The 14,150-nt window shown below is 62.0% G+C and carries 14 protein-coding genes; 9 read left to right on the top strand and 5 right to left on the bottom strand.

The genetic code is table 11. The features are described from left to right. Nucleotides 1-56: 56 nt before the first annotated feature. Nucleotides 57-857 (top strand): GTP cyclohydrolase FolE2, encoded by an 801-nt coding sequence (gene folE2 / locus SFU85_10985; GenBank protein ID MDX6767301.1) that lies wholly within the window; start codon nucleotides 57-59, stop codon nucleotides 855-857. A 10-nt stretch (nucleotides 858-867) separates the two neighbouring features. Here folE2 and SFU85_10980 read toward each other — a convergent pair whose 3' ends face one another. From SFU85_10980 to SFU85_10970, 3 genes are all read right to left on the bottom strand, one after another. Further along, nucleotides 868-3,975: an efflux RND transporter permease subunit gene (locus SFU85_10980; protein MDX6767300.1), complete on the bottom strand. Its 3,108-nt coding sequence runs from the start codon at nucleotides 3,973-3,975 to the stop codon at nucleotides 868-870. Between the two features lie 74 nt (nucleotides 3,976-4,049). Continuing rightward, nucleotides 4,050-5,363 carry a TolC family protein gene (locus tag SFU85_10975; GenBank protein ID MDX6767299.1) on the bottom strand — a complete coding sequence of 438 codons (1,314 nt, stop codon included), beginning with the start codon at nucleotides 5,361-5,363 and terminating at the stop codon, nucleotides 4,050-4,052. Between the two features lie 46 nt (nucleotides 5,364-5,409). Beyond that, nucleotides 5,410-6,240 (bottom strand): hypothetical protein, encoded by an 831-nt coding sequence (locus SFU85_10970; GenBank protein MDX6767298.1) that lies wholly within the window; start codon nucleotides 6,238-6,240, stop codon nucleotides 5,410-5,412. A 70-nt stretch (nucleotides 6,241-6,310) separates the two neighbouring features. Here SFU85_10970 and SFU85_10965 point away from each other — a divergent pair, with 70 nt between their 5' ends. Further along, the gene (locus tag SFU85_10965; protein MDX6767297.1) at nucleotides 6,311-7,285 is read left to right on the top strand and encodes a deoxyhypusine synthase family protein; all 975 of its coding nucleotides are present in this window, start codon (nucleotides 6,311-6,313) and stop codon (nucleotides 7,283-7,285) included. A 12-nt stretch (nucleotides 7,286-7,297) separates the two neighbouring features. Here SFU85_10965 and SFU85_10960 read toward each other — a convergent pair whose 3' ends face one another. Together SFU85_10960 and SFU85_10955 are read right to left on the bottom strand one after the other, a co-directional pair. Further along, nucleotides 7,298-7,849, bottom strand: coding sequence for a YdeI/OmpD-associated family protein (locus tag SFU85_10960; GenBank protein ID MDX6767296.1), 552 nt, complete (start codon nucleotides 7,847-7,849; stop codon nucleotides 7,298-7,300). Nucleotides 7,850-7,873: 24 nt separating this feature from the next. After that, entirely contained in the window at nucleotides 7,874-8,848 is a 975-nt protein-coding gene (locus tag SFU85_10955; GenBank protein ID MDX6767295.1) for a ribose-phosphate pyrophosphokinase, read from the bottom strand. A gap of 121 nt (nucleotides 8,849-8,969) precedes the next feature. Here SFU85_10955 and SFU85_10950 point away from each other — a divergent pair, with 121 nt between their 5' ends. From SFU85_10950 to rplI, 7 genes are all read left to right on the top strand, one after another. Further along, nucleotides 8,970-10,361 carry a class I adenylate-forming enzyme family protein gene (locus tag SFU85_10950; GenBank protein MDX6767294.1) on the top strand — a complete coding sequence of 464 codons (1,392 nt, stop codon included), beginning with the start codon at nucleotides 8,970-8,972 and terminating at the stop codon, nucleotides 10,359-10,361. Between the two features lie 53 nt (nucleotides 10,362-10,414). After that, nucleotides 10,415-11,188, top strand: a complete 774-nt coding sequence (locus SFU85_10945; protein MDX6767293.1) for a glycosyltransferase family 2 protein — start codon at nucleotides 10,415-10,417, stop codon at nucleotides 11,186-11,188. A 172-nt stretch (nucleotides 11,189-11,360) separates the two neighbouring features. Continuing rightward, on the top strand, nucleotides 11,361-12,032 hold the full coding sequence (locus SFU85_10940; GenBank protein ID MDX6767292.1) for a 50S ribosomal protein L25: 672 nt from the start codon (nucleotides 11,361-11,363) through the stop codon (nucleotides 12,030-12,032). 3 nt (nucleotides 12,033-12,035) lie between these two features. Continuing rightward, nucleotides 12,036-12,608, top strand: a complete 573-nt coding sequence (gene pth, locus SFU85_10935; protein MDX6767291.1) for an aminoacyl-tRNA hydrolase — start codon at nucleotides 12,036-12,038, stop codon at nucleotides 12,606-12,608. After that, on the top strand, nucleotides 12,605-12,913 hold the full coding sequence (locus SFU85_10930) for a 30S ribosomal protein S6 (protein ID MDX6767290.1): 309 nt from the start codon (nucleotides 12,605-12,607) through the stop codon (nucleotides 12,911-12,913). Before pth ends, SFU85_10930 begins: the two co-directional genes overlap by 4 nt. 43 nt (nucleotides 12,914-12,956) lie before the next feature. Beyond that, the gene (gene ssb / locus SFU85_10925) at nucleotides 12,957-13,427 is read left to right on the top strand and encodes a single-stranded DNA-binding protein (protein MDX6767289.1); all 471 of its coding nucleotides are present in this window, start codon (nucleotides 12,957-12,959) and stop codon (nucleotides 13,425-13,427) included. 86 nt (nucleotides 13,428-13,513) lie between these two features. Further along, nucleotides 13,514-14,035 (top strand): 50S ribosomal protein L9, encoded by a 522-nt coding sequence (gene rplI / locus SFU85_10920; protein ID MDX6767288.1) that lies wholly within the window; start codon nucleotides 13,514-13,516, stop codon nucleotides 14,033-14,035. The last annotated feature ends 115 nt before the right edge of the window (nucleotides 14,036-14,150 follow it).

Here is a 14,150-nt window from a genome sequence, read left to right as displayed (position 1 = left end):
TGGTTTTGCGTAGCGCGAATTTTACAATTGGCCAAAACAGGGCAGAATGGGGCAGGATGAATCCCCCCACCCTGGCAGGTCCCTCCATGTTGCACGACACCCAGAACACGCCCGACGACCGTCAGTTGCCGATCAACAAGGTGGGGGTTCGCGGACTGCGCCACCCCATCGAGATCCGCGACAAGGCCCACCAGCGCCAGAGCACCGTGGCCACGGTGGCGTTGTCGGTCGACCTGCCCCAACAGTTCAAGGGCACCCACATGAGCCGGTTTGTCGAGGTGCTCAACGCCCACGGCCGGCTGATCCATGTGGAAAACATTCCGGACATTCTGCGCGAGCTTCAACGCAGGCTGGCCGCGGACTCGGCCCATTTGGAAATGGAGTTCCCGTTCTTCCTCGAGAAAAAAGCCCCTGTGACCGGCGCGGCCGGGCTGATGGACTATGTGGCCAAGTTTGATGCGGCCATGGACGGGGGAACATACGGCATGCGGCTGACCGTCGTGGTCCCGGTGGCCACGCTCTGTCCGTGCAGCAAGGCCATCAGTGCCCGCGGGGCCCACAATCAGCGGGGATATGTCACGTTGACGGTGGAATTCCAGGAGACGGTCTGGATCGAAGAATTGATCGAGATGGTCGAGGCCTCGGCCAGTTGTGAACTCTACTCACTGCTCAAGCGCGAGGATGAAAAAGCCGTCACGGAAAAAGCGTACGATAATCCCGTGTTTGTCGAGGACTTGGTGCGGAACGTGGCCCAGCGCTGCCGGGCCGACTCGCGCATCACCCGATTCCGGGTCGAGGCGGAGAACATGGAGTCGATCCACAATCACGCCGCCTATGCCATGATCGAACAGGGCTGAAACCCTGCCTTCACACGTAGCGCTGGGCGGGTTGCTCCAATTCGTCCGCCACCGAGGTGTCCTCGTGGTGGTGGCGTTCAAAACGGGCGAAGAGGCTGTAGGCGCAGGGGACGACGAAGAGGGTGAAGGAGGTGGAAACGGCCACGCCGCCGATGATGGTCAGGGCCATGGGAACCCGGGCTTCGGAGCCGGGGGCGGTGGAGAGGGCGGTGGGGATGGCCGCGCCCATGGTGGCAAACGAGGTCATGAGGATCGGGCGCAGGCGGATGGGACAGGCTTTTTCCAGCGCGGGCCGGACGGGCAGGTGCTCGTGTTCACGGACCTGGTTGGTGAATTCGACCAAGAGGATGGAATTTTTCTTCACGATGCCGGCCAGGAGGATGAGGCCGATCATGGAGAAGAGGTTGATCGACTGGCCGGTGGCCAGAAGGATGAGGAAGGCGCCGGTGACCGAGAAGGGCAGGGCCAGAAGCACGGTCACGGGGTGGATGAAGCTGTTGAACTGCGAAGCCAGGACCATGTAGGCCGCGATCAAGCCGAGCACGAAGACGAAGTTGAGGCTCTTGAAGGAGTCCTGGAAGGTTTGGGACGAGCCCTCCAAGTGGAAGGAATACCCCTCGGGCAGGACGGACCGGGAGATGCGCTCGCACTCGGCGATCGCAGTGGATTGTGAGACCCCGGTGGCCAGGGCGGCACGGATGGTGATGGAGCGCTGGCGGTCGACCCGGGCGATGGACTGCACGGTCTTGACCGGCTCCAGCTTCACCACGTCGGAGAGCGGGATGAGCTCGCCGAACGAGGTCCGGATCTGGAGTTTCTCAATGTCGGCGGGTTGGAGCCGTTCATCGGCGCGCAGTCGGATGCGCACATCGTAGCGGCGGGCGTCGCTGGTGAATTTGCCCTCGCGCAGGCCCCCCATGGCGGCCAGCACGGTCTGGCCGAGGTCGTCCATGGAAACGCCGCGCAGGGCGGCGGCCTCGCGGTCGGGTACGATGCGGACTTCGGGCTGGCCCTCGCGGTAGTTGGTGTCGACATCGACCATCAGGCCGGTGGCTTCCATCTGCCGGGTGATTTCCGCGGCGGCTTTCTTCAGGTCGCTGTATTCGGTGCCACGGATGTTGAATTCGACCGGGGGGCTTTGGTTGCGGGAGACTAGTCCACGGCTGGAGAGGTCGGTCAGGGCGAGGATGCGCACGCCCGGGGCCTTTTGCGGCAGGTCGCGGCGGAATTCGTCCATGATCTGGCTCTGGGTTTTTTTGCGCTGGTCCTTGGGGATGAGGACGACCGGGACGAAAAGGGAATTGGACTGGCCATTCTGGCCGCCGACGGAAATGAGGTAGCGGGCGACGTCGTCGCGGGACTTGAGGTATTTTTCCACCTCCACCGCTTTTTGGAAGGTGTTTTCCAATGAGGAACCAACCGGGGTTTGCAGCGCCATGCGGAAGAAATTCTGGTCCTGGGTGGGGACGAATTCCTGGCGGAGCGACCGGAAGGATAGGAGGGAGAGGGCGAAAAGGACAAAGGAGCCCGTGACCACTTTCCAGCGATGGTCGAGGCAGATCCTCAGGCCGCGTCCGTAGGCGGTGCCGAGGAAGCCGAGGATGCGGTCGGAGGTGCGGGTGATGATGTTGTCGGACGAGCGCACCATCAATTGGGAGCAACGCATCGGGGTCAGGGTGACCGCTTCGAGCAGGGAGAGGGCCACGGCGGCGGAGATGGTGACGCCGAACTGGAAGAAAAACTTGCCGATGACCCCCTCCATGAAGGCCACGGGGAGGAAGATGGCCATGACCGCGACCGAGGCGGCCACGGCTGCGAAAGTGATCTCACGCGCGCCGTCACGCGCGGCGCCCACCCGGCTCTTGCCCATCTGGAAGTGCCGGACGATGTTCTCCAGCACCATGATGGCATCGTCGACCACGATCCCGATGACCAGGGTCAGGGCCAGCATGGTGAAGAGGTTGAGGGTGAACCCCATGAAGTAGATGACAATGAAGGTGCCGAGGATCGAGGTCGGGATGGAGAGAAGGACGTTGACCGAGGAGGACCAGTTGCCCAGGAAGAGGAAGCAGATCACGGCAGTGAGGAGTGAGGCAATGACCAGCTCTTTTTCAGTGTAGTGGATCGACTGCACAACGAAGCGGGTGAAATCGACGTTGATGCGGATCTTGATGTCCTCGGGCAGGGTGCGCTTGAGTTCCTCGACTTTGCGGATGACCTCGGTGGCCACCGCCACCTCGTTGGAGCCGCGTTGTTTTTTGATGCCGAGGCCGACGGCTTTGCGGCCGTCGATGAGCAGGATGCGGCGGGCGTCGGCCAGGTCATCGACGACATCGGCCACGTCGCGCAGCCGGATGGTGGTGTCGTAGATGGGTTGCCCTCCCCGTTGGGTGATGAGGATGTTGCCGACCTGTTCGGCGGTCAGCCCTTCCCCCATGGTGCGGAGGTTGATTTCGTTCTGGCTGTTCTCGATGTAGCCCGCGGCGATTTCCGAGTGCTCCCGGCGGACGGCGGTGACCACATCGAGGACCGACAGTTGCAGGCGTTGGAGGTCATGGTTGCGGACGTGGACGCGCAGGTTGCGCTCGGTGAACCCGAAACGCAGCAGTTCACCGACCCCAGGCAGGGTTTGGAATTGGTCTGCGACGTAGAGGTCGATGTATTCGATGAGGTCGCGGAACGGGCGGCTGCTGCTGAGCCCGATCCACATGATGGGATCATCCTCGGGGTTTTGTTTGCGCAGGACCGGAGGGTCGACATTGAGGGGAAGACGGACCTGGGTCAGGGCGCTTTGCACCTCTTGGACGGCGGCATCGATGTCGCGGCCGATGACGAATTCCATGGTGATGTTGGCCGCTCCCTGTCGGATGTTCGAGCGGAGTTCCTTGAGTCCTTCGACGGCGATGACTTTCTGTTCGATCTGGTCGACGAGTTCGGCCTCCATGATCTCGGGGGCAGCGCCCTCCCAAGTGACCTCGATGTCGAGTTGGGGGAAATCGACGTCCGGCATGTAGCTGACCCCGAGGCGTCCAAGGGAGATGGCGCCGAAGACGATCAGCCCGGCCATGAGCATCCAGGCCATGACCGGGCGTTTGATGGATAGATCGGATAGAGTCATTTAGAAAAAACCGATGACGGAGACTGGGGGGCGGATTTTCAAGCAAAGCGGCCGGAGCCGCCTTGGGGGTGAGATTATTCTTTTGAGGGTTCCTGGGATTTGACGATTTTGGGTGGGAGATTTTCAGCCTGGGGTGGTTCGCCGGCGGCGACCTTGAGGGCGATCATGGTACTGTGGGCCAGACTTTCCGTGGCGATGCGGCGACGGATGATTTCCTTCCAACGAAGCAGGGCCGAGAGGACGTCGAGGTTGCTGGCCCGGCCGAGGGTGTAGTCTTTTTTCTGGGCCTGGTAGTTTTCCAGGGCGGCGCGTTCGGCCTCGTGGAGTTGGACCGCCTGACCGGCGGCGGAGACGAAGTTGTTGTAGGCCACGCGCACTTCATTGTCGGCCAGGCGGCGGGCGCGGCTGAAGTCGAGCTGACTGGCGCGGTAGAGGGATTTCGCTTCGCTGAGGCGGGCGACGCGCAGGCCGCCGTCGAAGACCGGGACATCCACAGTCACGACAATGTTCCATTCCTGTTCCCTTTCCGGGTCTTCGAGGGCGAGGTAGCTGAAGTTGCCTTTGATGGTGGGGAGGAATTCGCCCCGCACCGCATCGGAGCGGCGTTGGGTGGCGGTCTGTCTTTCCGCCGCGGCGACCAGGTCGGGCCGGGCGCCGGTTTTCCAGAGGTAGGTTTCCAGCTTGTCGGCTGCGGGCAGGCCGGAGGGCGGGGTGAGGGTGAAGCTGTCCGCGGGGCGTCCGATGAGGTAGGCGAACAATTCCCGTGCCGCCCCGGTGAATCCGCGCACGCTTTCGAGGGTGGCCCGGGTGTCGGCCCATTCTGTCTCCGAGGCCAGGAGATCACCCTTGCGCGAGCGGCCGAGGGTGACGCGCGCGGCCAGTTCGTTGCGACGTTCTTCCAAGGTGCGGAGGATTTCCACCAGGGCCTGCTGGTCCTGTTCCAGCGAGGTGATCTGGTGGTAGAGATCGCTGACGTCGAGGTAGAGCAACTGGCGGTTGCGGGCGAGGGTGGAGTTGAGGCCGCGTTGATCGGCCTTGATCGCGGCAGCGGTGTTCCATTCGCGGAAGCCGCTGAAAAGACTCTGGCTGACCGTCAGCCGGCCTTCCCAACTGTCGCGCCGGAGGCCATTGGCCCCGCTGTCGATCCCGCCGCCCAGGTTGTTCTGGGTGCGTTGGGAGCCGGTGAATCCGACTTGGGGGAAAACCGTGCTCAGTGCCTGCCAGTAGCGGGCTTCGGCGGTTTTGATTTCCTCGCGGTTGATGCCGAGTGATTCACTGCGGGCCTCGGCCAGGGTGTAGGCTTCGTTAAGGCCCAACGCCTCCGCGCAGGTGCCGGTATCCGGATGGGCCAAGCAGGCTCCGGCCAGAATCAGGGCAGCGAGGCGCATAGAGGTTTTACCTTAGCCCGGTGCTTGGGCCTGGCAACCTGTGACTTCAACGCCAAGGCCACCAACGATCGCGAAGCAGCATGCCCGGGGTGTAGCTGTGGGCAGGACGGGCGGATTCCGCCAGCGTCCAATCAAAGGGTAGGTATTCCACCCGGACGTCCTTGCGTTGGATGAGCGCGGCTTGTTCGGGCGGCAAGTATCGGCCGAGGGTTTGGCGGAACCCCCCGAAGGCATCGAATTCGCCTCGATACCAGAGAAAGATCTGGGAAAGCCGGATGACCGAGGGGCCGACCTGGAGATGGTCCGGGGAGGCAAGCCAACGGCGCCAATTGGTTTCGATGGCGGAATCAATGGTTTCGGTCTCTAGGGGTTTTTCGGGCAGGGGCGGACCGCCCAGGCAGCCGAGGTGGAGGATGCCGCGGGCCCGCCAGCCGAGAAGGGCGGTGATGTGTCCTTCCGACAAGTCCTCCAGGGAAAAGGGAACGGGTCCAAGGAGGAAGCGTTTTTCCTGGAAAAAGCCTCTATCGCCCTTCGGGCTGGCCAATCGGGGTTGGTCGAGGATCTGGCGGGCCAGGGAGGCGTGGTAGAGGTTGATCCATCCTGCCATTTGTTCACGTCCATCGGCGGGTGGCCCATCATGGCAAGCGAAAGTGCTGAGGTAGCGGTCGAGTTCTCCGACTGCGGCGGGGTCGCGGCGCCAGGCCGCGTAGTCCACTCGTCCATCGGGACCGCGATGCGCGGCCAGAAGGCGGGCGAAAGGGGCGTGCGACACCCCGCGGGCGATGCGCAGCCAGGGGCCCTCTGCCGCCGGGGAGGGGGCGGGCACGATGGAGACAAGGAAGAGAAAGAGCCCGATCAGCCGCATGATTCCCTGCATCTCAAGGCCGGGAAAAAATTCCGCAAGATTGTTTTTGATCCCGGCGCGCAGCGTGGTTCATGATGGTCGGATGAATAAAGGACCGATCAGCCAGTTTATCACCCATCACTACCGCCACTTCAACGCCGCGGCCCTGGTGGACGCCGCCAAAGGGTATGAAGCCCACCTGACCGCTGGTGGAAAGATGATGATCACGCTGGCCGGGGCCATGAGTACCGCCGAACTGGGGGTCTCCCTCGCCGAAATGATCCGCCAGGGCAAGGTCGACATCATTTCCTGCACCGGGGCCAACCTGGAAGAAGACCTGATGAATCTGGTTGCCCACTCGCACTACAAGCGCATTCCGGGTTACCGCGACCTCACCCCGCAGGATGAATGGAAGCTTTTGGAAGACGGATTGAACCGGGTCACGGATACCTGCATTCCCGAGGAAGAGGCCTTCCGCCGCCTGCAGAAACACATCGTGGAACTGTGGAAGGCCGCCGATGCCAAAGGGGAGCGCTGTTTCCCCCACGAATTCATGTTCCAAATGATCCAAAGCGGCGTGCTGGAGCAATACTACGAGATTGATCCCAAAGATTCCTGGATGGTGGCCGCCGCGGAGAGGAATCTCCCCATCGTGGTCGGCGGCTGGGAAGACTCCACCATGGGCAACATCTTTGCCTCCTACGTGATCAAGAACGAGGTCAAGGCCACCACGATGAAAAGCGGGATCGAATACATGGTCTGGCTCTCCGATTGGTATCGTAAAAATTCCGGCGGCAAAGGCGTGGGCTTCTTCCAATTGGGCGGGGGCATCGCGGGGGACTTCCCGATCTGCGTGGTTCCGATGATGTATCAGGATCTGGAATGGCATGACGTGCCGTTCTGGGGGTACTTCTGTCAGGTGAGCGATTCCACCACCAGCTACGGTTCGTATTCCGGGGCGGTGCCGAATGAAAAAATCACCTGGGGCAAACTGGGGATCGACACGCCGAAATTCATCGTCGAATCCGATGCGACCATCGTGGCCCCGTTGATTTTTGCCTACATTTTGGGCTGGTGAGCACCGGAAGGGTCAGCCCCGGGCGCGGAGGTTGAGCGCGGCCTGGGATACCGTTTGTTCGATGCGGCGGGTGCGGGTTTCCGGGCGCTTGGCGGCGTAGATCCATTCGAAGATGTATTTCCGGGCAGAAGGCGGGAAGGCCATGAAGTGTTTTTTTGCTGTGGGTCTGGAGGCCAGGGCTTTTTTCAAATCGGGCGGCATGACGCCATTTTCACTGGCATCGATGGAGGTCCAGGCTCCGTTGGTCCTGGCCGTGGCCACCGCCGCCATCCCGGCTTCTGTCATCAGGCCGGCGGCGGTCATTTTTTCCACCCGGGATTTGTTCCATTTGGACCAGACGCTCTTCGGCTTCCGCGGGGTGAAGCGTTGCGACCAACGATCCGCATCAACGGGCCGGACCGTGCTGTCAATCCATCCGAAGCAGAGGGCTTCCTCGACCGCCTCGTTGTAGGTCACACTCGGTTGGCCGCTGTCCTTTTTGTAATAAAGCAGCCATACGCTGTCGGCACTGCGGTGGTTTTTCTGGAGCCATTGTCGCCAATGGCTCCGGCTGGGGAAAGGCATCACGCGATGCTCCTCGGGTATCGCTTACAAAGTAAGCTTGCGGCCGTTGCCGACATCGAAAAGTGAGGAGACGGACTCGCCGTAATGGATGCGCTTGATGGCCTCGCCCAATAGCTCGCTGACAGACAGTGTGGTCAGGGGGAGGTTGGGGTTGACCGGCTGCGGGGTGCTGTCGGTGGTGATGAGTTCTTTGATCCCGGATGATTTGAGCCGTTCCAGGCCCTTTTCATTCAGGATGGCGTGGGAGACGCAGGCGTAGATGTCGCGTGCGCCCGCATCCCGGAGGGTATGGGCCGCCGAACTGAGGGTGCCGGCGGTCTCGGTCATGTCGTCGACCAGGAGGACATCGCGATCCTTGACTTCGCCCACCACGTAAAGGGCCTTGGTCTCGGTGGCGTTGATGCGGCGTTTGGCCACGATGGCCAGTCCGGCGCCGAGGGTTTGGGAGTAGGCCGCGGCCATTTTCATGCCGCCCACATCCGGGGATACCACGACGAGGTTTTCCAGGTGTTTGTGTTTGAGGTGTTGGTAGAAGACGGGGGCGGCGTAGAGGTGGTCGACGGGGATGTCGAAGAAGCCCTGGATCTGTTGGGCGTGGAGGTCCATGGTGAGGACCCGTTCGGCCCCGGCGGCGGTGAGGAGGTTGGCGATGAGTTTGGCCGTGATGGGGACGCGGGGCTGGTCCTTGCGGTCCTGGCGGGCGTAACCGTAGAAGGGCATGACGGCGGTGATGCGACCGGCGCTGGCCCGCCGGGCGGCGTCCAGCATGATGAACAACTCCATCAGGTGGTGATTGGTCGGGGGGCAGGTGGGCTGGATGATGAAGACATCGTTGCCCCGGACGTTTTCCTCGAATTTGACAAAACTCTCACCGTCGGGAAAGGCGGTCACGGTGGCATCGCCGACCCGGACCCCGATGTAGTGGGCGATTTTCTCGGCCAAATCACGATTGGCTGAACCGGTGAAGATTTGCAGGTTTTTCCAGAAGGATGCGGCCATCGATTTGTGACAATGGCGGGGATGACGTGGCCCGACAAGCCATATCGCGGCGGCGAATCACCGGTAGCGGGCAAAAGTTCGGGCGTGAGCTTTGGCCGTTCCGGATTAAGTTGGTGCGCCCATGACCATCATCGACCAAATCCTTGCCCAGGCGGATGTTCGTCCGGCCCATGCCGCGGTGGTGGAAGGCGGGGCGGGGGGCGTGGTGGAGCGGACGGTGGATTATGCGGCGGTGGCCGGGGCGATTGCCCGGGGACGGGCGCGGAGGAGCGTCTTACTTGGGGATCGTTGTGGCATGGTGGCCCCCCAAGGGGCGGACTTCATCCTGCAGGGATTGGAAGTCATGGCGGCCGGCGGGTGCCTCTTTCCGATCTCCGACCGGATTTCCGGGGCGACTTTGGATCTTCTGGTGCAAAGGGTCAAACTGCACCACTTGGTGGTGAATGGGGAATGGAGCGCGCGGCCCGATCCGGGGGATGTCGACGGGGCGGACGACCGGGCGTTCCGGGCCCTGGAACCGGCCTTCATCCGGTTCACCTCCGGCACCACCCACACCAACAAGGGGGTCATCCTCGGACACCTCGCCGTCACCCAACGCATTGATGCCGCTAATCGCGGCCTCGGCATCGGGCCGGACGACCGGGTGTTGTGGCTGTTGCCGATGGCCCACCATTGGGTGGTGTCCATCCTGCTCTATCTGGCCCATGGGGCGACCGTGTTGGTGCCCCGCGGAGGGACCGTGGCGGCACGGGCTCTGGCGGAACGGCAGGGGGCCACGGTCTTCTATGCGGCCCCGCAGGACTTTGCCGCCTTGGCGGATGTTTCCCCGGGCCGCATGGCCCTCCAGCCTCGTCTGGCGGTGTCCACGGCTTCGGGATTGACCCCGAAATTGGCGGAACGGGTTGGCGAACGGTTGGGTTTTACCCTGGTGCAGGCCTTGGGGATGATCGAGGTGGGATTGCCGGCGATGAATCTGGCGCATGCCGCCGACAAACCCCTGAGCGTTGGTCGGCCTTTGCCGGATTACCGCATCCACCTGCGGGGGAGCGATGGGGACACAATCACTGGGCTGGGACCCGATCACGTTGGAGAAATCCTTGTTGAGGGACCCGGGTTGTATGCCGCCTACATGGACCCTTGGCGGCCCGCACCACCGGGCGCATTTGCGACGGGTGACAATGGATACTTCGACCAGGACGGGGATCTTTTTGTGGTGGGACGGCGGCACAACCGCATCCTGACGGGCGGGATGAAGTTTTTCTGTGAGGAGGTTGAGCAGGCGGTGGAGAAACATCCATCTGTGGCCGCCTGCCGGGTGTTGGCCCGGCCCGATGATATCTTGGGCGAGGTTCCGGTGGTGGAAGTGGAACTGGGATCCGGCGCGGCCCCTTTTTCTTCCGCCGATTTGGCCCGTTTTTTGGGAGGCAGCCTTCCGCCCCATATGATCCCGGTCGAGGTGCGCGTGGTGGAGACCATCGCCCGTACTCCCACGGGCAAAATCCGCCGTTGGTAGCAACGACAAGCTTTGGGATTGTTGTACCATGGCAATCCTGTTACGATAACCGCATGTGCCTCTCCCTGGTGGTGCCGGTGCACGATCGTGAAGCGACGATCACCGAAGAGATCTGGGCCCTGGCCCAGGCTGCATCCCAGTGCCATCCGGATTGGGAACTGGTCATCGTGGATCGCGGCAGCAGGGACCGGACGCCGGAGATTCTCGAACGCTTGCGCCACCACGAACCCCGGCTGAATCTGGTTTACCAATGCCGTATGAAGGGATACGGGGAGGCCCTGCGGAGTGGATTGCTGCATGCCCGAGGAGAGTTTCTGGTGGTCATGGACCGGCCGGGTGGTTGGGTGTTGGCGGATATGATCCGTTGGGTTGGCGACTTGGAAGTGTCGGATTTGGTGGCCGGCTACCGGCGCAAGGGTCCGCGTCCGGCGTGGGATCTTATTTCCGCATGGATCTTCCGGAACCTGCTGCGATTGCCGACGGATTGTCGGAATGCCGGGGTTTGGGTCTTCCGGCGGGCTTTGCTCCAGCGGGTGGGGTTCACCCTTGCCGGGAGGGAAGCACTCTGGGAATTCGCCGCCCAAGCGGTCAGGCAGGGAAGTGTTCTGCAAACCGTGCCCGTGCCTTTTTTCCCCCATCCCCTGGAGGCCCATCAGCCGCTCGGTCCCGACTGGCGGACCGCCCTCCAACTGGCCTGGCTGGTGCTGCGTTCCCGTCCTGAACCCCTCTTCACCCCCGTTCACGAAGCCTCCACGGCCCAATTACGGGTGGCGTTCTTGGCCGGACAGGACCGGATGCCCGAAGGCCGGCTGAGCTTGGAACATTAAGCCCCGGTCGGCGGAGCATAAGCCCGCTTGGGGGGCCTCCGGTGCTTGAACCATCGGCCCGGCAGGTGCTGCGGGCGGAATCGGCACCTCTTCATCTCTCAAAATTAGATTTGACCTCCCCGCTTAATTCCTGTTTCCTTTGCCGTTCTATCCATTTCAAAAAAGATCAAACATGGCACAGCGAATCCAACTCAAAGCCGAACGCCGCACGCGGACAGGCACCCTGGCGGTCAAAAAATCCCGCAGAGCCGGGCGCATCCCCGCCGTGCTTTACGGACGTGGCGAACCCCAAGCCCTCGAACTTTCCGGCGTTGAGCTGGTCCGCGCCCTCAACGCGGCCCACTCCAGCAACGTCCTGGTCGATCTCGAGATCGCCGGTGAAGCGGGAGCCCGCAAACACCTCGCCCTCATCAAGGAAATCCAGCAGCACCCCCTCAAGGACAAGGTGCTGCATGTCGACCTGAACGAAATCGACCCCAACCAGAAGATCCACGCCGAAGTCAACGTGGTCGAGATCGGTGAATGCATCGGGGTCAAAAACGGCGGCATTCTGGACCACCTCATCCGCCACCTCCGTGTGGAATGTCTCCCCCAGCATCTTCCCTCGGAAATCCGCATCGATGTCACTTCCCTCGACATCGGTGGCGCCGTCCATGTCGGCGAAATTGCCGCTCCCGAAGGTGTGGTTTTCACCAATGATGCTTCGCTGCCGGTGTTCATGGTCCACGCTCCGAAGGTGGAAGCCGAACCGGCCCCTGGTGCCGCTGCCGCCGCCCCGGTCCAACCCGAAGTGATCAAACAGAAGAAGGAAGAGCCCGCGGAGGCGGCCAAGAAGGAGAAATAATTTTTGGCCGGGCTGTTTCCTTTGGTGGTGGGACTGGGAAATCCTGGTGCCGCTTACCGGAACACCCGGCACAATGTCGGGTTTGCCGCCCTGGATCGTTGGGCGGACAAACACGGGGCGGCCTGGAAGACTTGCCGCTTCGCCGACGCCTTGGTCGCCCAAGTGCCGGAGGGCATCTGGTTGGCCAAGCCCCAGAGTTACATGAATTGTTCGGGTCCGGAAGTTGTCCGGATGCTGCGATGGTTCAAGTTGCTGCCGGGGCAAATGATCGTGGTGGTCGACGATGTCCACCTCCCCGTCGGTCGACTGCGCTTAAGGGTCTCCGGCAGTGAAGGAGGACACAACGGTCTCCGCTCGGTGGCCTCGGCCACCGGCACCCAAGCCTACCCGCGGCTCCGCTGCGGGGTCGGCTCGGCCGATCCCTCCAAAGATTTGAAGGATCACGTCCTGGGCCACTTCAGGCGTGACGAACAAGAAACAGTGGAAAAAATGATCGCGCGGGCGGTCGATGGATTGGGCAGGGCCCAGTCCGTCGGGCTCGAAGCGGTGATGAACGAATTGAACGGAACGGTATGAAAAAGAGTTACGAAAGCACGTATATCCTGGACCTCCAAGGCAAGGAAGATGGCGTCGACCACGCCATTGCCGACATCAAGTCCGCTATTGAGAAACTCGGCGGAAAATTCGAGGGCACCCAGCGCATGGACCGCCGTAAATTCGAGCGCCAGGCCGGCAAGCTCGACGGGGGTTACTACCTCGGCGTCACCTTCGAACTCGAACCCCTCAAGCTCGACGAACTCCGGGCCAAATTCCAATTCGATGAGCGCGTCTACCGCCAGCATTATCTGGTCAAGACCCGCAAAGAAGCGGCCGCCGCCTGACCGGTTCTCATTTTCCTTTTCCCGGATTCACCAAGATTTCCCCATGGCCTCCCTCAACCGAGTCTTCCTCATCGGCAACCTGACGCGCGATCCGGAAATCCGGCACACGCCCAAGGGCACGGCTGTCGGCGACCTCGCCATGGCCATCAACATGTCCTACCGCACCGCCGAGGGCGCGGAAAAAGAGGAAGTCTGCTACGTCGACATCGTTGTCTGGGGACGCCAGGCCGAAATCTGCAAAGACTACCTTTCGAAGGGTTCTCCCATCTTTGTCGAGGGTAGGCTCCAGCTTGACCAATGGGAGAGCAATCAGGGCGAAAAGCGGAGCCGCCTCCGCGTCCGCGCCGAACGCATCCAGTTCCTCGGCCGCGGCTCGGGTTCCGGCGGAGCCTCCCGCACCAGCGGCGATCGCGAAACCGCTTCCCCCCGCCACGATGATGCGCCCCCCGCACGAGGCCGTGAGCCGGAAGACTTCCCCGACACCCATGCCGCGGACGACGAAATTCCCTTCTGAACCGGCCCGATTTAGAACAAGAGCGAAGCACAGATCCTTTTCCATCTTTCCAACTTTAAACATCACCCCCTCCCGGAGAAACACCCATGGCACTCGAAGTCATCCTCAAAAAACCCGTCTACGGCCTTGGTGCCGAAGCCGATCTGGTCAAAGTCAAACCCGGCTACGCCCGCAATTTCCTCATCCCCCGCGGCTTGGCTGTCACCGCCTCCGACGCTTCCAAGAAAGTCGTCGAAGGTCTCAAACGCCAGCGTGCCGAACGCGAGGCCCGCGAACTCAACGAAGCGCAGGAAATCGCCACCGCTCTCAACAAGCTCACACTGACCTTCCCGATGGAAGCCAATGAGTCCGGCAAAGTCTTCGGTGCCGTCACCTCCCAGGATATTTCCGAGCGTCTGGCCACCCTCGGCCACACCATCGACAAGAAGAAGATCGCCACCAAGCCCCTCAAAGAAGAGGGCGAACATGAAGTGCAAGTTTCCTTCGGACACGGTGTCCAAGCCCGCCTCAAAGTGGTGGTCCAAGTCAACCGCCCCGCCGCGGTTGAAGAAGAAGCCCCGGCCAAGAAGAAACGCCCGCTCAAGGCCAAAGCGGAAAAGTCGGAGTAACCCCCGACGCCCTTTCCAACAGCGGTTCACGCTGTTTCATCAAAAGCCCCCGATTCGGGGGCTTTTTTTGCGCTTGGGGAGTCTTTTGCCGGCTTTTTCCCCCCTGCCTACCGGC

The organism is Candidatus Methylacidiphilales bacterium (assembly GCA_033875315.1).
Classification (GTDB): domain Bacteria; phylum Verrucomicrobiota; class Verrucomicrobiia; order Methylacidiphilales; family CAZTYG01; genus JANRJG01.
This window is presented reverse-complemented; position numbering and strand designations above follow the sequence as displayed.

Coding starts and splice junctions, on each gene's coding strand:
- folE2 (MDX6767301.1), top strand. CDS start 57: ATGAATCCCCCCACCCTGGCAGGTCCCTCCATGTTGCACGACACCCAG.
- SFU85_10980 (MDX6767300.1), bottom strand. CDS start 3,975: ATGACTCTATCCGATCTATCCATCAAACGCCCGGTCATGGCCTGGATG.
- SFU85_10975 (MDX6767299.1), bottom strand. CDS start 5,363: ATGCGCCTCGCTGCCCTGATTCTGGCCGGAGCCTGCTTGGCCCATCCG.
- SFU85_10970 (MDX6767298.1), bottom strand. CDS start 6,240: ATGCAGGGAATCATGCGGCTGATCGGGCTCTTTCTCTTCCTTGTCTCC.
- SFU85_10965 (MDX6767297.1), top strand. CDS start 6,311: ATGAATAAAGGACCGATCAGCCAGTTTATCACCCATCACTACCGCCAC.
- SFU85_10960 (MDX6767296.1), bottom strand. CDS start 7,849: ATGCCTTTCCCCAGCCGGAGCCATTGGCGACAATGGCTCCAGAAAAAC.
- SFU85_10955 (MDX6767295.1), bottom strand. CDS start 8,848: ATGGCCGCATCCTTCTGGAAAAACCTGCAAATCTTCACCGGTTCAGCC.
- SFU85_10950 (MDX6767294.1), top strand. CDS start 8,970: ATGACCATCATCGACCAAATCCTTGCCCAGGCGGATGTTCGTCCGGCC.
- SFU85_10945 (MDX6767293.1), top strand. CDS start 10,415: ATGTGCCTCTCCCTGGTGGTGCCGGTGCACGATCGTGAAGCGACGATC.
- SFU85_10940 (MDX6767292.1), top strand. CDS start 11,361: ATGGCACAGCGAATCCAACTCAAAGCCGAACGCCGCACGCGGACAGGC.
- SFU85_10930 (MDX6767290.1), top strand. CDS start 12,605: ATGAAAAAGAGTTACGAAAGCACGTATATCCTGGACCTCCAAGGCAAG.
- ssb (MDX6767289.1), top strand. CDS start 12,957: ATGGCCTCCCTCAACCGAGTCTTCCTCATCGGCAACCTGACGCGCGAT.
- rplI (MDX6767288.1), top strand. CDS start 13,514: ATGGCACTCGAAGTCATCCTCAAAAAACCCGTCTACGGCCTTGGTGCC.